The following is an 18,407-nucleotide window of genomic DNA, read 5'->3' as shown; positions in this document are numbered from 1 at the left end:
GAGTTCTAAATACTAACTACGCGTGAAAAAGGTTAATTCTAATTGTAGTGAAGACGCCTTTTAGGTAACATTCACCCAATTTTTGAATTGCCATCATGGTACAGGAAATAAGTAACATGTCTTTCAATAGTATTTCAGTTATTGGCTTAGGCTACATAGGCTTACCTACAGCAGCTATGTTCGCCTCAAGAAAAATCAAAGTAATCGGTGTGGATGTAAATGAACATGCTGTCAGTACTATTAACCAGGGTAAGATCCACATAGTCGAGCCTGGGCTAGAAAGTATCGTACAACACGCGGTAAACAATGGATATCTAAAGGCTGTAATAAAAGCTGAGCCAGCTGACGCATTCTTAGTCGCAGTTCCTACACCATTTAAAGATAATCATCAGCCGGATTTAAGCTACATACATGCCGCGAGTAAATCAATTGCTCCCGTTTTGAAAAAAGGTGACTTAATAATTTTAGAGTCTACTTCACCAGTAGGCGCTACAGAGCAAATGGCTGAATGGCTTGCAGAGTTAAGACCTGACCTGACTTTCCCTCAGCAAGTTGGTGATACCTGTGATATTAATATAGCTCATTGTCCTGAGCGAGTATTACCAGGACAGGTGGTGAAAGAGCTAGTCGCTAACGATCGCGTTATTGGTGGCTTAACGCCTGTTTGCTCTGCAAGATGTGTTGAATTATACAAAATATTTGTTGAAGGTGAATGCATTATAACAAATGCAAGAACCGCTGAAATGGCTAAGTTAACTGAAAACTCTTCACGTGATGTAAGCATAGCTTTCGCAAATGAATTATCACTCATTTGTGATGAGTTAGACATCAATGTATGGGAATTGATCTCTTTAGCAAATCGTCATCCTCGGGTGAATATTTTACAGCCAGGCCCTGGCGTGGGTGGGCATTGTATTGCCGTGGATCCTTGGTTTATTGTTGCCAAAACACCAGAAAAAGCACATTTAATCCGCACAGCAAGAGAAGTTAATGACAGTAAACCGCTATGGGTTATTGAAAAAGTAAAGTCGTTAGTCGGGGAGTTTTTAATACAAAATCCAACGAAATCTGCGACTGAAGTTACCACTGCATGTTTCGGTCTTGCTTTTAAACCTAACATTGATGATCTTCGTGAAAGCCCTTCACTAGCAATTACGGAAAGTTTAGCACAATCACTTCCAGGTAAATTACTAGCAGTTGAACCCAATATAGAAGTCTTGCCGGCGAGCATTTCTGATAAGTGCACTCTTGTTACTATCGAAAAAGCACTTGATCAGGCAGACATCATTGTTATGTTGGTTGATCATGACCAATTTAAAGATATAAAACCAGAGCAAGTAAAATCAAAGCTCATTATTGACACCAAAGGACTGTGGTCGCTATGAATATATTAGTAACTGGAGGAGCTGGATTTATCGGCTCAGCTGTCATTAGGCATATAATTAATCACACTCAAGACAGGGTGTTAAACTTAGATAAACTAACTTATGCTGGCAATTTAGCCTCAGTTGCAGGTGTAAGCGAGTCATCTCGCTACCAATTTGTACTTGCAGATATATGTGATAATGAAGCAGTTCGAAAAATAGTTCATGACTTTCAACCAGACTGCATAATGCACTTAGCCGCAGAAAGTCATGTTGATCGCTCAATCGATGGCCCTGCTGAGTTTATCCAGACCAATATTATTGGCACCTATAATTTACTCGAAATCGCTCGTCATTACTGGCAGCAACTAGAAATTGAAAGAAAATCGCAATTTAGATTTCACCACATATCAACCGATGAAGTGTTTGGTGATTTAGAGGACTCCAAAGGCCTATTCACTGAAGAAACACCTTATGCGCCAAGTAGCCCGTATTCGGCCTCAAAAGCATCATCAGATCATTTAGTTCAAGCTTGGCACCGTACATATGGTTTACCAATAGTTATCACTAACTGTTCAAACAACTATGGCCCATACCACTTTCCAGAAAAACTCATACCACTAGTCATTATCAACGCACTTAACAATAAACCCCTACCTATCTACGGTAAAGGCGATCAAATACGTGACTGGCTCTATGTTGAAGATCACGCAAAAGCGCTTTATACCGTGCTTACATCAGGTAAAATAGGACAAACCTATAACGTGGGAGGTCATAACGAAAAAACTAACCTCGAAGTTGTTGGCGCTATTTGTGATGTTTTACAAGAATTATTGGGTAAGCCATCAGAACATAAACACTACCGTGATTTAATTACTTTCGTTAAAGATCGCCCAGGTCATGATTTACGCTACGCAATCGATGCAACTAAAATTGCCACCGAACTAGGCTGGTTACCAGTTGAAACGTTTGAAACAGGTTTAAGAAAGACAGTGGAATGGTATCTAGATAATAAACAATGGTGGCAAGCTGTCATGGACAACACATATACAACGGATCGTTTAGGACTAAATTAAGGCATATGATGAAAGGAATAATATTAGCTGGCGGCTCAGGTTCACGTTTATACCCTATAACTCAAGGGGTATCTAAACAACTATTGCCTATATATGACAAGCCAATGATTTATTACACTTTGTCTGTATTAATGTTAGCAAAGATAAAAGAAATATTAATCATAACAACGCCAGAAGACCAATCTAGCTTTCAACGATTACTTGGCGATGGCAGTCAATTTGGTATATCGCTTACCTATGCAGTCCAACCAAAACCTGATGGTTTAGCCCAAGCTTTTATTATCGGTGAAGAGTTTATTGGCCAAGACGATGTGTGTTTAGTACTCGGTGACAACATATTCTACGGTCAAGGTTTCGCAGAGAAAATTGCCCGAGCTAAAAGTAATAAAGAAGGCGCGACAGTGTTTGCTTATCAGGTAAAAGATCCTTCGCGCTTTGGTATTATTGAGTTCGATAAAGATTTTAATGTATTAAGCCTTGAAGAAAAGCCTCAAATACCTAAATCAAAATGGGCCGTAACAGGACTGTATTTTTATGACAACCAAGTCGTAGAAATAGCCAAGCAAGTTAAACCCTCAGCCAGAGGTGAATTAGAGATCACCTGTATTAACCAAGCCTACTTTGATAAAAAACAGCTAGCAGTAGAGCTATTAGGGAGAGGTTTTGCATGGTTAGATACAGGCACCCACGACAGCCTACTCGAAGCGGGACAATTTGTTCAAACAATTGAACATAGACAAGGCATGAAAGTGGCTTGCCTTGAAGAAGTGGCTTATAGAAATGGTTGGCTACAAAAAGAAGATTTACTTAAATTAGCAGCGCCTCTTGCTAAAACAGGATATGGGAAGTACTTAATGGACATTGCAAATGGCAATATCGGGTAATCTAGTACGTTTGAATTGGGATAGCGACTTCTTTGGAAAGGAAATCGCTAACTTTGAACAAACGGAAAATACAACATCACTAACGTTATCAATGCTAGAACAGTATGATTTTGCACAAGCCAAAATCAATGCTAACTCCCCAGATTCGATTAACCTACTGCAATCATTAGGGTTTAAATACGTGGAAGGTGAAATTATTTTTCAAAAACAGACCGACTTCCAATGCCCACAAGAAGAAATAATACCAGCAAAATACGACGACTTAGATCAACTTAGAAATATTGTGAATAACGCTTACAAGCACTCTCGATTTTGCTTACCTTGGTTCGCCCTAAGCGATAAAGAACGTTTTTATGCAACTTGGGTTGAAAAAGCAGTTCAGGGTCAATTTGATGACATCTGCTTATGTATAAAAAATGAAGAGAAAGTTTTAGGCTTTATCACATTGAAAAAAGTTGAAACCATTTGTAGAATCGGATTAATTGCCGTCGCTGTAGATGCTAGGGGCCAACAGATTGGTAGCAAACTCATGCAACTGGCTAATAACTATGCATTAAAGCAACAACTCACTACCATTCAGGTTGCTACGCAATTAACAAATATCCCTGCTATTAACTTTTATAATAAATTAGATTATAAAACTCACTCCATATCACATTGGTTATATAGATAATGATCCCATTTAATCGTCCACCAGTTCTTGGTACAGAGATCCAATATATTGCTGACGCAATCCAAAATGGCAAACTATGTGGCGATGGCCCATATGGCCACCAATGTCAGAGCTGGTTAGAAAAAGAATTTAAGACCCTAAAGGCATTGCTTACCCCTTCTTGCACAGCAGCACTTGAGATGGGTGCTATCTTAGCAGACATCAAAGAAGGCGATGAAGTCATTATGCCAAGCTTTACATTTGTATCAACGGCCAACGCCTTTGTACTTCGTGGAGCCAAAATCGTATTTGTTGATATCAGACCAGATACTATGAATATCGATGAAAAATTGATTGAAGCCGCTATAACATCAAAAACAAAAGCGATTGTTCCTGTTCATTACGCCGGTATTGGCTGTGAAATGGATATTATTATGACAATCGCTAACAGACATAATCTGTGGGTTATCGAGGATGCTGCACAGGGAGTCATGTCTACTTACAAAGGTAAAGCATTGGGTACTATTGGCCATATTGGCTGTTTTAGTTTTCATGAAACTAAAAACTATAGTGCAGGCGGAGAAGGCGGAGCCATTTTAATCAATGACGAAAGTCTTATACATAGGGCTGAAGTAATAAGAGAAAAAGGCACTGATCGCAGCCAATTCATCCGCGGACAAGTAGATAAATACACCTGGAAAGATATTGGATCAAGCTTTTTACCATCAGAGCTTCAAGGTGCATATTTGTTTGCGCAGCTAGAAGCAGCAGAACAGATCAATGACAAACGTTTATTATTGTGGAACACATACCAAAGCGCGTTTCAGCAGCTAATCGATGATGGTAAAATGAGTGGTCCAACAATACCACAAGGTATTGTACATAATGCACATATGTACTATTTAAAATTAGAAGATCAAACTCAACGTGATGCGTTTATTCTGTATATGCGCGAACACGATATATTAACCGTATTCCATTATATTCCGCTCCACTCAAGCCCTGCTGGCGAAAACCATGGTGTATTTCATGGTGAAGATAAGCACACAACACTAGAATCACAGAAACTGGTTAGATTACCCTTGTATTACCAAATGACACAAGCTGAGCAACAACAAGTTATAACAGCGGTATCAGGTTTTTTTTGTGCAAAATAATGTGTTAAAAAACATAAAAGTCAGCCATGTATTTGTTCTAAGCCATAGTAGACATATCATTCCTTACGTAGGCTTTATACGTAAGGACTTGGCTGATAAAAATCTTCAGCATGACGTGTTGATCTATACCAATGAAGCCCCTCAACTATTTGATGAGCTTCAAGGTGGTGACCTTACTATAAGCAATCAAAGAAGAGATGTTGTAAACATCATTCGTTCTGCCAATAGCCGACACAAAGTAGTACTGCATGGAATATACGACAATCTACTTTTGCTAAATCTGCTTTTTAACCTAAAAGCACTTGAGCATGTTATATGGTCAATGTGGGGTGCAGATGTATATTACAGCCTTCCTAAAGGCCTTAAAGGCATAATTATCAACCTCGCTCGACAATGGGTACTTCCAAGAATTGGCACTAAAATTGGCCTAAAAGGTGACTTTGAGTACTTACAAAAACTTACTCATCAAACTTGCAAAAGTTTTGTAGAAATTGGTTTCCCAGCATGGTTTTATGAATTAAAAGAAAAACCATCAGTGATATCACGCCAAACTAAACCAATAAAACTGAATGCCATGGTTGGTAATTCTGGCGATGAAACAAACAACTTCCCTGCAGTTATTGATTTAATTGCACAATCATCACTTTTTGATTCACTCACGTTTGTACTCAATTATGGTGCAACCGAAGAGCAAATTTTAAAAATAAAAAACTACGCTACTGAAAAGCTGACAGATGTAGAGTTAGTATTTTTAACTACAAAGTGTCAATATATTGATTTTATACAACTAGTCAGTAGCCACGATGCGCTCATCTATAACCATGATAGACAACAAGGTGTTGGGACGTTGAATATTGCCTGTGAGTTCGGGTTAGAGCTGTTTATCCCTAAACATAACCCACTCTTCAACACATATAAAAACTGGAACATTTACTTGCATGATACTCACTCAATACCCACCATCATTGCCAACAGTATAATGACAGAAAAGCAAATCATCGATAATAGAAACAATATTAGAAATATATTTCACCCAGAAATATGCGCAAAAAAACTCAATAATCTTCTTTTAGGAGAGGTTAATTGACGTTAAAAAACAAAATAATGTCTGGTGCCGGTTGGTCTACTGTAGCAATGCTTATAACCACTGCTGCCCAAATGACGCAAATTATAATTTTAGGTAGAATTCTGTCTCCAGAAGCATTCGGCACAGTAGCCTTATTGATGATAATAATCAGCTTTTCTGAATTTTTTAGTCAAATGGGCTTAAGCGAGGCCGTTATTCAGGAAAGCCATCCAACAAGAACTGAGCTTTCAACTCTTTACTGCCTCAATATATTATTAGGTATCGGGGTTTTTAGCATTTTATTTGGCTTCAATCTTATTGCAGAACACCTTAATTTCATTAGTAACATTACGCCTTATCTACCCTATATAGCAGTGACTTTTTTTATACTACCATGGGGACAACTTCACAAAGCTTTATTACAGAAAAACCTTATTTTTAAGCCCATTGCCATAGGTGAATCATTTGCTTCTGTTACAGGCACCATAGCTGCAGTTATTTGCGCGTATAATGGCTTAGAGATTTGGTCACTGATTATCGGATACTTAATAAAATGCATTATCAGCACCATTATTTTGATGGTTAGTGGCTGGTCTCTGCTCAAGTTCACAACCAAAATACAGTTTACAAGCATTCAACGATACCTGCATTTCGGTTTGAATCTTATGGCAGGAAACATTTTTAATTTTATTAATTCACGCATAGACCAAATTTTGGTTGGTAGTATTTTAGGTACACAGGCACTAGGTTATTACAGTATGGCTTTTAACCTCGTACTGCAGCCGATCAGTAAGATAAACCCTATCCTGACAAGTATTGCATTTCCAGTACTAACCCGTTTCAAAAGCCAACCAGAACGGCTCAAATCGGGTTACCTCAATATGCTCAACTTAGTGGCAACAATTAATGCACCACTGTTATTTGGTGTAAGTGCTGTAGCTCCCTTACTGATTCCCTTGTTGATTGGTGATCAATGGATACCCGCTATCCCCATCATTCAGGTCTTGGCTATTTACGCGTTTATTCGTTCACTAGGCAATGCTGGCGGAAGTCTAATACTCGCCTGCGGTAGAGCAGAGCTATCACTGCAGTGGAATATGATGTTAACGCTATTTATACCGATAACAATATTTGTCAGTGCACATTTTTTTGGGCTTATAGGTGTCGCTACAGGCTTAGTATTGCTACAAGTTATACTCTTTTTTGTTTGGTATTTCAGAATAGTTAAATTGCTTATAGGACCATGTATCATCCCATACATAAACTCGATATTGATTGCCACAGCAACGTCAATAGCAATGTTTTTAACAATTAAATTGATACCATCAAACATACTTGTATCAGAATTATCAAATTTAATCTTACTTATTTCATGCGGAGTTGTATTTTATACAGTAACGAATATCATCTTACGTAAAAATGAAATATTAAATCTAATTAAATCGAGATCTAAATGAGCGAAGTAAAAAACATACTCATTACAACCTACTTTTTTTATCCTACTAACAATCCTAGAGCATTTAGAATTACTGCATTAGCAAAAAAACTAGCCAGTAAAGGACATAAAGTAACCGTTATTACCGCAGACTTAGGTTTTAATTATGAGCAATATAAAACAGAAAACAATATTGATATCATTACAATTAAAACTGGTTACTTACTAAACCCGCCCAAAATGGTTAAACACACAACGAACCAAACCTTAACTATTAGTGGTAAGCAATCACCACTTAAAAGCGGTCTAAAAACTTTTATTAGAAAATGTATTAGATATTTCCTTCCAGCAGGACACGTATTTGAGTATTCAATTTCATTAGCTAGATATTTAAAAAAAATTGAGATAAATAATTACGATGTAATAATCTCTAACTCTCACCCTTTTGCAGTACATTTAGGCACAGCAATTGGAATGGGGAAGTTCAACAATATATCTATCGCAGAAAGTGGTGACCCTTATTATTATAACCACTATAAAATAGCACCTTACCAAAAGTGGATAGAAGTATGGGCTTTATCTAAATTTACCTACATAACAATCCCTGTAGATAATGCTATCAGCGACTATAAAAAGCTTAACATGGACGATAAAGCAGTCGTAATCCCTCACGGCTTTGATTTTGAAAATGTTGAACTAAATGAAGTCAATCAATCAAAAAAAGTAGAGTTTGCATTTGCAGGACGACTATATAAAGATATAAGAAATCCAACAAGCTTTCTGAATTACCTAGTAAACTATAAATCCAACTGTGACTTTAGACTTACAATTTATACAGATTTCAAAAATCAAGAAACGAAGGATATTCTCAGCCCTTTTATCGAGATCTTAGGTGATAAATTAAAAATATATGACCTAATCCCGCGTGAAGACTGCATAAAGCAGCTTAGCTCAGCCAACTTTCTTATTAACTTTACAAATGATACAAAAAACCAAACGCCCAGTAAGCTGATAGATTACACATTAACTAAGCGACCATTTATATCAATTGGAACGACATTTGATAATACTTCAGAATTTGAAAATTTCTTTAACAAAAACTTTAGTGAGTTCAACGCCCCTGACATTTCAAGGTTTAATATAAATAATATTTGCAGGGAATTCGAAAAATTATTCTGAATGAATAATATTGAAGGTTAACTTATATGTCATGCACAAACCTTTATTACAATTAATACCGACATATAAAATATTCAGTTTAAAATAAATTAAGACGTGTATAACTTTACCTTGTATTGTTAGCACGTCTAATTTTTATATTTATTAAAACTTATATATTTTAGCCAAATTCATAACCACTATCTTTTGATCAACTTGCAATTTCTCTAAACGTTTCCTACCATTTAGGTAATGCTCACGATTTTTCAAAATAAGAAGAATTGCATCTATTAAAGAGCTTTTATTAGGTGCACATGTAATACCGGAATGTTCATCCAAGTAATAACTAGCATTGCCTACTTCAGTACTAACAACCGGTACATTAGAAGCCATAGCTTCTTTTAATACTAACCCATCGGATTCAAATTTGCCGATAGTTACAATCAGTAATGCTTGCCGCATCAAACTCGGCATATCCTCTCTAGGTATTTTCCCGCCATATACAAATTTAACGTTGGGATAACTAGCACTTATAAAACTTTCAGCCTCCCTGAGTAAATGTGCGTTCTTTTCACATCTATTGGGATCTGCTGGAAATAATATATAATCTGAAGGGATTGAGTTTGAAGGTTTAAAAACAGAAAAATCGATGCCACAGGGTAAAAAAAACTTTCGCTTATGATTAGACTTCAAAAACTCTGTTTGATTAACAAAAATAACTTTTCTTGATAAAAAAATAGCCAGCTTGATAAGAACACTTGTTTTATGGTTATTAAGCTCACCTTCATGCACAGTATAAATTATCTTATTAAAAAACAATATTGAAACAAAAACACAAAATGCATGATGACAGTGTATTGCATCATACTTATTAAATAGTATTTTTTTTAAAACCAATAGTGGTGCAAGTAAATAGTTTAAGTTACTGCCACCACATATCCTACCTTTTATATGCAATACATCGTAATTAATATTTTTATTATGGATATGAGACATGTCAACTTGTTCTTTAACAAACGACCCCCTCCAACTGACGTCCCCTTCAGATGGATACATATTAGTAACTAAAAGAATATTCAAAATCCAACCCCAAAGAAATCAATATAAAATTAAGATTTTAGCATCATAACAAAATACCGTGATACAGATATGGCAAGTTTAATACTTCTTTTAGGCTCTAATAAAATTCGATAAAGCCACTCAATATGTAATGTAATAAAAAACTTAGGCGCTCGATTAATCACTCCACAGAATACATCAAAAGAGCCGCCTAGGCCCAAAACGGTAACATTAGGAATAACATTCAAAATTTTGTTACCTAATACTTCCTGCCTTGGTTGGCCTAATGCTATAAAAACCATGTCCACATTAGTTGATGATAATTCTCCAAGTAACTGCTCTTCTTCAAAATTATAACCATCAACAAAATAACTAATATTATGATTAGGAAATTCACGCTTTAATTTAGCTACAGTTTGTGTATTTGTTTCTGGAGAAGATCCTATAATAGCAATAGAATAGGATTTACTTTTTTCCTGCTGAAGAATATTTAGCCATAACTCACAACCTGGAATTTTAACTGTTTTAACTCCACACTTTCTATTTAAAAAAACTTGAGCCCCTATACCATCAGCATACCCATAAACATTCGGATTCATGAGCAAGTCGATAATCGTTTCATCCACAAGCGCTTGTAAATTCATAGATATATACATACCTTTATTCTCACGAACAAAGACACTAGCCTCATCTAATGAGCTAAATGGTATTAATTTATTCTTAATCTCAGTGTTCACTACTTTACCTTTAAAATCATCCGCTTTAACACTAGCTAACTATCTGAAAGATTGAACTTTAAATATAAAAATACTTATGGGTAGTGTAAGTTTTTTAATTAAAATTTAGATACTATATCAGCAATAATACGCTTGCATGCATCACCATCACCGTAAGGATTATGAGCCCTAGCCATTGCATCATATGAAGCAGAATGACTTAAAAGCTCACTAATCTCTGCCTCTATTCGCTCTGCATTGGTGCCGACTAACTTAACGGTACCAGCATCTACAGCTTCAGGGCGTTCAGTAGTATCACGCATAACCAACACGGGCTTACCTAATGATGGCGCTTCTTCCTGAATGCCACCTGAGTCAGTTAGAATGATGTCTGATTGCACCATCAAGTAAACAAAAGGTAGGTAATCTAATGGCTCTATTAGAATGACATTATCAATATCAGATAAGTAACGATTTACAGGTTCACGTACATTTGGATTCATGTGCATAGGGTATACAAATTGTACATCCGGAAATGCCCTAGCCGAATTACGGATTGCCTTACAAATCTGCTCAAAACCATCACCAAAGCTTTCACGTCGATGCCCAGTTATGAGTACCATGCGCTTATTAGCATCACGCCACGAGAATTGCTGACTTAACGTCGCTTTAAGTACTTCATCATTAGTGACTTTGTCTTTGACCATTAATAAAGCATCAATAACGGTATTACCTGTCACACAAATATTAGCTTCAGGTACGCCTTCATTAAGTAGATTTTGCTCTGATGTAGATGTTGGAGCAAAATGCATTGAGGCAATTGCACCCGTTAATTTTCGGTTACCCTCTTCAGGCCAAGGTGAAAGAATATTGCCAGTTCTTAAACCAGCCTCAACATGACCAACTGGAATTTGTTGATAAAAAGCGGCTAAACTAGCAGCCAGTGTTGTTGAAGTATCACCATGAACTAAAACAATATCAGGCTTTACCTGTTCAAGAACAGGCTTAAGACCTAATAAAATGCGAGAGGTAATTTCAGTTAACCCTTGACCGGGACTCATGATATCTAAATCAAAGTCAGGCTTGATATCAAATAGCTCTAATACTTGATCAAGCATTTCTCTATGCTGTGCGGTTACACATACGCTTGTTTCTATCCCTGGATGAGCTTTCATAGCCAAGACTAAGGGCGCCATCTTTATCGCTTCAGGGCGCGTACCAAATATCAACATAACCTTCATTTAACACCTCTTTACAAAACTAAATTGAAGCGATTAACTTAACTAAGCGCAACGTATTGATAACGATGAGCTTTTCTTTAGTTCGAACCACAACAAGCTATTCAATACGCCTACAACAATACCAATCGTGCCGGACATCCAAATATGGCCACTCAAGATAGATAAGAGCATCAATAAACTATTAACCAAAAAAACACAGGGGGCATACTGAGAGTCGGGCAGCCTAGCTAATTTTGCTGAATATGAAAGCAACAAAATGTAAAAGCTACTACAGAATAATGCGCCTAAAAAACCAAACCAGATTAGAGAGTCAACAATATCGACCTCAACACTTCCTTTACCAACTAATTGCTTGAGCCCAATTGATATGCCTTGACCAAAAAACTGTTCGAACAGGCTACTCTGATGGATATATACCTGCATCATGTCGATAATAAATTGATCTCGATTAGACCAAATAATCATAATTACGCCACGCTTCTGATAGAACCACAGCATCCGCTCCCACAACCCAACGGACTCAAGTATTTCTACAATCATAACTACTAAAACTATAGTAATAATTAATACTGGAATAATAATTTTTATCTTTAACCAAGTGAGGCGATACAAATTAGCCCGTTCATTCACTATCGGGATCATAAAGATCAAAATAAGTGAGGCTAACATTGTGGTTTTAGTCGCGACTAATACGCCACATAAAACCGTCGTGAATGCTAATGCCGAAAAAAACATTAATGATTTGTGATTCCAAGCATAATGCAACGCGAAACCAAACAGTAAAAGATAGGTTGCACCTAGCTCATTGCCGGCCATCATAAATCCAGTTGAACCAGCGCCTTCTTGCTCACCACCAACATTATAGGTAGCCTTACCAAAACCTAAAGCACCGAACATAAAATTAACTAAGAGTGCAAAAAAACCACACCATAGAATTCGTTTAGCCCACTTCAATGCCCACTCAGGAGCAAGCTGACTCATCACGTAAAAATAGGCTAATACCGTCATTGGCATAACGATTTTGACAACATAGGCGAAATCAGCAAACAGAAGAGAGATCTTTAAAACGGAGAAGTAGCTTGCTACAGGACCTATCATTAAAACCATTATTACACTAATAATTGCTAACATCAGCTTAAACTGATAGCGGCCTATAAGTACAAGCAGTAGACCAAAAAGTGGTGTTTTATAAATCAGTGAAACTTTAAGATCTAAGCCTAAATATATTAATGACACACCCGATAGCATGTCAGCGAGCAAATAACCTGACATCATCCACATGACAATGTAATGCAGCAAAGCGACAACTCTGTCATCTCGCTGTGATAGCAAAGTTATTTTAGCCGGTTGCATTATATTAGTCTTTTACGCTTACAGCAGGTCTGATTGCACAATAAAGTAAACTCAATATTAACGATAAGATTACACCGATGAATGTCCCAACTACGCAAATAAGAGCCCGCGATGGTGCACTTTTTTGTTCTGGCAATACAATAGGAGCTATTGTCTCGAAAAGCACTTCGTCACTGACTTCATTGAGTACGGTTGTTTTAGTTTGCTCAGCGATTAGCTGATAAAAAACATTCTTTAATTCAGATAATTGCGCTTCGTCTGCTTGCTTAGTTAAAAATGCAATGCTTTTTTGAGTTTGTGCGTGTTCTCTAGCCTTCCAATACGCATTTAAATCCTCTACTAGCCAGGCTAACCATTTTGCGGCTAATTCAGGCGAGTAATATTCCAATTCGATTTTAACAAAGCCTTTTTTAGACTGCTCAGATACGGTGATCATCTTATTTAGCGCGTCATAAGCTTCCCACGCTGTTGGGATAACCTTGAAACCTGGAGGTGCTGCACGTACCCATGTATTATTTGTCTCATCATAGAGTTCCGGCACTATGATAAGTTTATTTGATGCTTGATCCCAGCCTTGGGCGGCTAAAATGGGTACGTAGAGATCACGTTTTTCGATAAAGCTCTGCAAAAATGCACGAGACTTCATAAACTCCAGTGCAGCAACCGTTTTATCTGTGCCGCCACCACCGATATTAATGCCAGCCATGCTGGCTAAACCACCAAATTGTCCAGCTAACTTAGCCAATCCACCACCGGCTTCATCTCCGCTTTTTGGCAAATATAAAGCTGAAGCACGGTATACATTAGGTAAACTTATTGCGTATAGCACTGTGGCGGTTGAAACAGCCATTGTAAATATTATGATGAACCACTTTGTACGCCACAACATCGCAAACATAGCGCTAAAAGAGACTACCTCAGTATTTGAGTTAAGTCGTTCTATCTCACTAGACATCAAAAATCACCCTATTCAAGTGTAAGTTCAAAAAATTAATCATGAACTTAATCAATTAATTTTAATAATTTTGCTATATCAGCTGCGGCACAAAATGGCTCGCTATGATATTTAATAGCCTTATAGCTGCTGATATTATTCAATAAACCCTCAAGGTCATCTAAATCACGACAAACCTGTGCAAAATGATTATCCTCAACATAGCGAATCAAATCTTCTTGGTGTGAATCAATTCTGTCGCTATTAGCGACAACAATAATCGGTTTACCTATTTCGAGTAAATGATAAACCGTACCGGCTCCAGCATGGGTTATCACCACATCAGCATTGTTGTAATATTGGTCAATTTTATCTGTGTATCGGATTGATGTACCCGACTCAGGTATATACTCACCATCATACATTTGAGAGATAAAAAACCATTCATCTTTTTGATAGCTGTCTATTTTTCTAAATAAGGAATCAAATCGTGTGTGGCCTACTGTTACAAAAATATTCATAAGCGACCACGGTATTTTGCTTTAGAAAAAATGCTCTTCATCGACTCGTTCTGCACGTAAAAAACAGTCGATATATAGTACATAAAACGCCCCGTTAGCGAGGCTGAATAAAAGCGAGACCAGGATTCTATATACACGACTTGTTTTCCGAGTAAACGAAACAAGATAGATGGGAAAACAGCCATACCTGGACCCGTTGATACAATGCCGGTAATGTTATATTTCACAATTAACCTAATACATTGAATTAAACTGATTAATGCAGAATAAGGAATTTTGAATGGCGCGCTCCATACATTAAATTTATCCCTAGGCTCAGGGCATTTATAATGAAGCAAAGACCCAAACGGATCATCGACATCAGCAATAGATACAAATTGAAGATTTGGTGAGTTCTTCTTTAATTCATTTAATAGACGGCGCATCTGTTCTTTGTGGCCACCACGTCCATATATCACCAAAATGACTTTTTCATGCATACAAACTACTTGTACCAAATCTAATCAAATAAAAAAATATGCACCTAAAATAGGTGCCAGGGGCGATATTGTAATGTAAAACCTAGGATATAACCACATTCCCGCTGTGTAATTTAAACCACGGCCATGAACCGCATAATTTAAAAACATTATGCTGAGTTATCTTGCTGAAACAATGAGTTTATTACATTTTTACAACAAGTTAATGGGGAAAAGTTATCCATTACACGCTGAGGCCCCTTGCCCCAATAATCTTGATAGTTTTTAGCGAGTGTTTCAACGCTATCGGCAATAGCTTGGGGATGACAATAGGGCACTAACAAACCAACCTCAGGTGTTACAACATCTGTTATTGGCCCCCAGTCACAGGCGATTATGGGTAAATCAAACGCCATAGCTTCAATGAATACAACACCAAATGAGTCGTATTTTGAGGGTAAACAAAAAATATCTACACTGTTAAACAAGTTATGTTTAACAACACTGTCTACCCAACCAACAAAGGTCACCCTATGCTGAAGTTTTAATGAGGCGACGCGCTGAATAAGCAGCTGCTTTAAAGGGCCTTCACCCGCAACTTTTAAATGATAATGCTCAGGTAAAATAGCCATGGCATCAATAACATGTTCAATACCTTTGCCCTCAATTAATCTAGCCATAGATAAAATAACGATATCACCTTGAGGTTCACGTACTATTTTAGGCGTAGATAACGTCTGTATTGCTGCCGACAAAATGTCTTCTGAGACAGGATTAGCACACACATCAATTGGCTTATTTATACCAAATAAAACTAATTGGTCCTTCCACCAGGGCGTTAATGCGATAACACGCCCAAAAGGGGCAAAGAACAATTTAAGCAAATACTGACCATACTGACTATTGATGTAATTATGTAATGTTGGTGAGTGCATATGCGCAACGGTTTGACAGCCGAAAAGCCTTGCTGTTACCGCAAAACTCCATTTACGGGTCAAAGACAGCCAAGGACCGCAATGAAACCAAAATACTGCACGCGAGCGATACTTTACAGACAGTTGCAATACTTGAAACCAGGCTGACAGCCAAGTGAATATTCTACTTCTTAAATCACTGTGGGAATTGACGCGAATAAACTCAATACCTTGTTGGGTAAAACCCTGTTCATAGCCCGATACAGCGGCGCTGATCCCACCACGGGTTTCTGTAGAATGCGTACCAACGATAATAAGCTTATTTCCAGCCATTAAACTTACCTTCTTTCAAATAGCGGTGACGAACTCGCGCCAAGACATGAAAATGACTCGATAAAAAATATCTTAACTTCCGCAGAAAATGACCGTCAGTGGCAATGGTCATAAAGCCTTTAAAAGACAATGTCTCTTTTTGAGCAATTAATTGTAAAAAGTGTTGGTTTTTTCTATTTCGACGACTCATTAAATGATCATGTTTAGCGTAAAATTGCTTCAAACCCTCTATAGACTTAACCGTTACTCTAGGCCCTTCATGGCCTTGATGAAGAATATAACTGTCACCACTTAACCGACTAGCATTGCCAAATTTAAAGATTAATCTGACCCAGGTATCGTAGTCCTGACATGCTTTAAATGTTGGGTCAAAACCGGCTATTTCACGTAATCGGCTCGTTAAAGTAAACACCTGATTAGTCGCATAGTTATAATCCAGTAATAATGGCAGAGTAATCGTCATTGCTGTGGCATCAACCACCTTAAAGCGCTTACCATATTGCCATCTAAATCCATGACACAAAAACGCATAGTCGGGGTCCCACGCCTGTGAAAACATTTTCAGCCGATTCGGTAAAAACTCATCATCATCGTCTAGCCCGGTGATAAACATTCCCCTCGCTTGTTGAATCGCAAAGTTACGCGCAGCACAAGCGCCTTGAGCAGGTGATTGATGGAAACACCTAATACGACTATCGGTTTGGGCTAATTGTTCAAGGTAGCTTTCTGTGTTATCGGCTGAGCCATCATTGACAATGATTAATTCAAAATTTTGCAAGCTCTGTTCTAAAACAGACTGAACAGCACGCTTGAGTAACGCCAACCTATTATGCGTAGGCATATAAACAGTCACAAGCGGCTGCTCAGTGTTGCTATCTTGTGTTATGTCTTCAGGGTCAATTACCACGTAATGATTCCATTTTTTCAAACACTAAATTCCACATCTGTTGTGACTGAGATTTAAGTTCAGCAATAGCAGGATTGGTGCGACAAGCATTGGCATAGTCCGCGGTTAACAAAGTGTCTATTTGCGGTTTGTGGTCACTGTTAGGCTGGCTAATAAGATAAGCTTGTTGATGATAGTCAGCGAATAACTCTTCATACTTATGACTCCAACTGGTGCCAATACAAGGTACACCCTGGCTCAAAGCACTAACGCAGCCATGAAAACGTGAACTAATTACCGCGGCAACTTCGCCAATCAAGCCTTTAACTTGTAGAGGATCATCAATTTTAACAATCCGAATAGGTAAATTTGCTTGCTTAGCTATTGCTAAACACAGCCCCTGATCTTTATCACCATCATGGTTAAGCAAAACCGGAATATACCCCAATTTATCCACATCAACACAATAAGTGGCCATCATATCCACATAATGCTCAACCCAATCTCGCCTGTTATTTTTGGTGCTGAGCATTTTATTATTAGGAATAAATAAAACAGTTCGATTAGCATTTTCTAACCCTACAGCTTGCCCTTTAACTAAATTAGTAAAATCAGGCATTAAGTGTAAGTTACTCAGTTTTTGAGACTCTCCAACACAGGCTTTAATATGACGATAAGACACTTTGTCTCGGGCAAAAATTAACCCAGCATGTTGCCAATGCTGTTTAATAGAGTCGGCTAGAATTGGCAGTTCAAATGGTCCTAAAGCCTGGGGTAATAAAATAAAGGGCTTTTTATTGTGATGAAAACGAGTGATCTCTTTACTCGTATGAGTTAACTGCCGTATAGGCCATTGATCGCCATAAGCAAAACCCGATGCATCTAACACACAGTCAATGTCGGCTTCAGTGACTATTCCCCACCCTTTAAGGAAAGACCGTAACGGTTGAGGAAAATAATAACTTAGCCAGTTGATATCAATAACATGCTTATGCAAACATAACTTTTGCCAGGCCCCCACTTTGGCGCGCTTCAAATAAGGAGAATGTGAAGAGGGGCGTAAAGCGATTTCAGCCTCGGGCCATTTGAGTTTAATTTGCTCTAATGCGGCATAAAGCATTAACTCAGCACCTTTATTAATGAACTGAGTGCCTTTAATTTCAATAATCATTGGTTTACCTGTTACTTAACCTTGTCGCA

The 18,407-nt window shown here is 37.6% G+C and carries 18 protein-coding genes; 8 read left to right on the top strand and 10 right to left on the bottom strand.

From position 1 onward, the window contains the following. Positions 1–116: 116 nt before the first annotated feature. From wecC to ACRWQL_RS15675, 8 genes are read left to right on the top strand one after another with little or no spacing between them, the layout of a single operon-like run. The gene (gene wecC, locus ACRWQL_RS15710; RefSeq protein ID WP_434950940.1) at positions 117–1,385 is read left to right on the top strand and encodes a UDP-N-acetyl-D-mannosamine dehydrogenase; all 1,269 of its coding nucleotides are present in this window, start codon (positions 117–119) and stop codon (positions 1,383–1,385) included. Next, positions 1,382–2,440 (top strand): dTDP-glucose 4,6-dehydratase, encoded by a 1,059-nt coding sequence (gene rfbB, locus ACRWQL_RS15705; protein WP_434950938.1) that lies wholly within the window; start codon positions 1,382–1,384, stop codon positions 2,438–2,440. Before wecC ends, rfbB begins: the two co-directional genes overlap by 4 nt. An 8-nt stretch (positions 2,441–2,448) precedes the next feature. Beyond that, positions 2,449–3,324, top strand: coding sequence for a glucose-1-phosphate thymidylyltransferase RfbA (gene rfbA, locus ACRWQL_RS15700; RefSeq protein ID WP_434953403.1), 876 nt, complete (start codon positions 2,449–2,451; stop codon positions 3,322–3,324). Continuing rightward, the gene (gene rffC / locus ACRWQL_RS15695) at positions 3,308–3,997 is read left to right on the top strand and encodes a dTDP-4-amino-4,6-dideoxy-D-galactose acyltransferase (RefSeq protein ID WP_434950936.1); all 690 of its coding nucleotides are present in this window, start codon (positions 3,308–3,310) and stop codon (positions 3,995–3,997) included. Before rfbA ends, rffC begins: the two co-directional genes overlap by 17 nt. Next, the gene (gene rffA / locus ACRWQL_RS15690) at positions 3,997–5,133 is read left to right on the top strand and encodes a dTDP-4-amino-4,6-dideoxygalactose transaminase (protein WP_434950934.1); all 1,137 of its coding nucleotides are present in this window, start codon (positions 3,997–3,999) and stop codon (positions 5,131–5,133) included. The genes rffC and rffA overlap by 1 nt, the downstream gene beginning before the upstream one ends. Beyond that, entirely contained in the window at positions 5,123–6,220 is a 1,098-nt protein-coding gene (locus ACRWQL_RS15685) for a TDP-N-acetylfucosamine:lipid II N-acetylfucosaminyltransferase (protein WP_434950932.1), read from the top strand. Before rffA ends, ACRWQL_RS15685 begins: the two co-directional genes overlap by 11 nt. After that, positions 6,217–7,656, top strand: a complete 1,440-nt coding sequence (locus ACRWQL_RS15680) for an MOP flippase family protein (RefSeq protein ID WP_434950930.1) — start codon at positions 6,217–6,219, stop codon at positions 7,654–7,656. Before ACRWQL_RS15685 ends, ACRWQL_RS15680 begins: the two co-directional genes overlap by 4 nt. Next, entirely contained in the window at positions 7,653–8,813 is a 1,161-nt protein-coding gene (locus tag ACRWQL_RS15675; protein ID WP_434950928.1) for a glycosyltransferase, read from the top strand. The genes ACRWQL_RS15680 and ACRWQL_RS15675 overlap by 4 nt, the downstream gene beginning before the upstream one ends. A gap of 144 nt (positions 8,814–8,957) precedes the next feature. Here the strand turns inward: ACRWQL_RS15675 and ACRWQL_RS15670 are convergent, their stop codons facing one another. From ACRWQL_RS15670 to ACRWQL_RS15625, 10 genes are all read right to left on the bottom strand, one after another. Then, entirely contained in the window at positions 8,958–9,872 is a 915-nt protein-coding gene (locus ACRWQL_RS15670) for a glycosyltransferase (RefSeq protein ID WP_434950927.1), read from the bottom strand. A 29-nt stretch (positions 9,873–9,901) separates the two neighbouring features. Beyond that, positions 9,902–10,588: a WecB/TagA/CpsF family glycosyltransferase gene (locus ACRWQL_RS15665; RefSeq protein WP_434950925.1), complete on the bottom strand. Its 687-nt coding sequence runs from the start codon at positions 10,586–10,588 to the stop codon at positions 9,902–9,904. A gap of 98 nt (positions 10,589–10,686) precedes the next feature. Beyond that, positions 10,687–11,808: a non-hydrolyzing UDP-N-acetylglucosamine 2-epimerase gene (gene wecB / locus ACRWQL_RS15660; RefSeq protein WP_434950923.1), complete on the bottom strand. Its 1,122-nt coding sequence runs from the start codon at positions 11,806–11,808 to the stop codon at positions 10,687–10,689. Positions 11,809–11,850: 42 nt separating this feature from the next. Then, the gene (locus tag ACRWQL_RS15655) at positions 11,851–13,161 is read right to left on the bottom strand and encodes a hypothetical protein (RefSeq protein WP_434950921.1); all 1,311 of its coding nucleotides are present in this window, start codon (positions 13,159–13,161) and stop codon (positions 11,851–11,853) included. Between the two features lie 4 nt (positions 13,162–13,165). Continuing rightward, positions 13,166–14,116: a Wzz/FepE/Etk N-terminal domain-containing protein gene (locus tag ACRWQL_RS15650; protein WP_434950919.1), complete on the bottom strand. Its 951-nt coding sequence runs from the start codon at positions 14,114–14,116 to the stop codon at positions 13,166–13,168. Positions 14,117–14,163: 47 nt separating this feature from the next. Continuing rightward, entirely contained in the window at positions 14,164–14,616 is a 453-nt protein-coding gene (gene pssE / locus ACRWQL_RS15645) for a PssE/Cps14G family polysaccharide biosynthesis glycosyltransferase (protein ID WP_434950917.1), read from the bottom strand. After that, a complete protein-coding gene (pssD, locus tag ACRWQL_RS15640) occupies positions 14,613–15,095 on the bottom strand; it encodes a PssD/Cps14F family polysaccharide biosynthesis glycosyltransferase (protein WP_226414134.1) in 483 nt (160 codons plus the stop codon). Before pssD ends, pssE begins: the two co-directional genes overlap by 4 nt. Positions 15,096–15,244: 149 nt before the next feature. Then, positions 15,245–16,321: a glycosyltransferase family 4 protein gene (locus ACRWQL_RS15635; RefSeq protein ID WP_434950915.1), complete on the bottom strand. Its 1,077-nt coding sequence runs from the start codon at positions 16,319–16,321 to the stop codon at positions 15,245–15,247. Next, positions 16,308–17,249 carry a glycosyltransferase gene (locus ACRWQL_RS15630; protein ID WP_226414130.1) on the bottom strand — a complete coding sequence of 314 codons (942 nt, stop codon included), beginning with the start codon at positions 17,247–17,249 and terminating at the stop codon, positions 16,308–16,310. The genes ACRWQL_RS15635 and ACRWQL_RS15630 overlap by 14 nt, the downstream gene beginning before the upstream one ends. Next, positions 17,218–18,378: a polysaccharide pyruvyl transferase family protein gene (locus ACRWQL_RS15625; protein ID WP_434950913.1), complete on the bottom strand. Its 1,161-nt coding sequence runs from the start codon at positions 18,376–18,378 to the stop codon at positions 17,218–17,220. The genes ACRWQL_RS15630 and ACRWQL_RS15625 overlap by 32 nt, the downstream gene beginning before the upstream one ends. Positions 18,379–18,407: the final 29 nt, after the last annotated feature.

The organism is Shewanella sp. HL-SH4 (assembly GCF_051164845.1).
GTDB lineage: Bacteria > Pseudomonadota > Gammaproteobacteria > Enterobacterales > Shewanellaceae > Shewanella > Shewanella glacialimarina.
This window is presented reverse-complemented; position numbering and strand designations above follow the sequence as displayed.

Bases quoted from the DNA above. Each gene is read 5' to 3' on its own strand.
- wecC (WP_434950940.1), top strand. From the start codon at position 117: ATGTCTTTCAATAGTATTTCAGTTATTGGCTTAGGCTACATAGGCTTA.
- rfbB (WP_434950938.1), top strand. From the start codon at position 1,382: ATGAATATATTAGTAACTGGAGGAGCTGGATTTATCGGCTCAGCTGTC.
- rfbA (WP_434953403.1), top strand. From the start codon at position 2,449: ATGAAAGGAATAATATTAGCTGGCGGCTCAGGTTCACGTTTATACCCT.
- rffC (WP_434950936.1), top strand. From the start codon at position 3,308: ATGGCAATATCGGGTAATCTAGTACGTTTGAATTGGGATAGCGACTTC.
- rffA (WP_434950934.1), top strand. From the start codon at position 3,997: ATGATCCCATTTAATCGTCCACCAGTTCTTGGTACAGAGATCCAATAT.
- ACRWQL_RS15675 (WP_434950928.1), top strand. From the start codon at position 7,653: ATGAGCGAAGTAAAAAACATACTCATTACAACCTACTTTTTTTATCCT.
- wecB (WP_434950923.1), bottom strand. From the start codon at position 11,808: ATGAAGGTTATGTTGATATTTGGTACGCGCCCTGAAGCGATAAAGATG.
- ACRWQL_RS15655 (WP_434950921.1), bottom strand. From the start codon at position 13,161: ATGCAACCGGCTAAAATAACTTTGCTATCACAGCGAGATGACAGAGTT.
- ACRWQL_RS15650 (WP_434950919.1), bottom strand. From the start codon at position 14,116: ATGTCTAGTGAGATAGAACGACTTAACTCAAATACTGAGGTAGTCTCT.
- pssE (WP_434950917.1), bottom strand. From the start codon at position 14,616: ATGAATATTTTTGTAACAGTAGGCCACACACGATTTGATTCCTTATTT.
- pssD (WP_226414134.1), bottom strand. From the start codon at position 15,095: ATGCATGAAAAAGTCATTTTGGTGATATATGGACGTGGTGGCCACAAA.
- ACRWQL_RS15635 (WP_434950915.1), bottom strand. From the start codon at position 16,321: ATGGCTGGAAATAAGCTTATTATCGTTGGTACGCATTCTACAGAAACC.
- ACRWQL_RS15625 (WP_434950913.1), bottom strand. From the start codon at position 18,378: ATGATTATTGAAATTAAAGGCACTCAGTTCATTAATAAAGGTGCTGAG.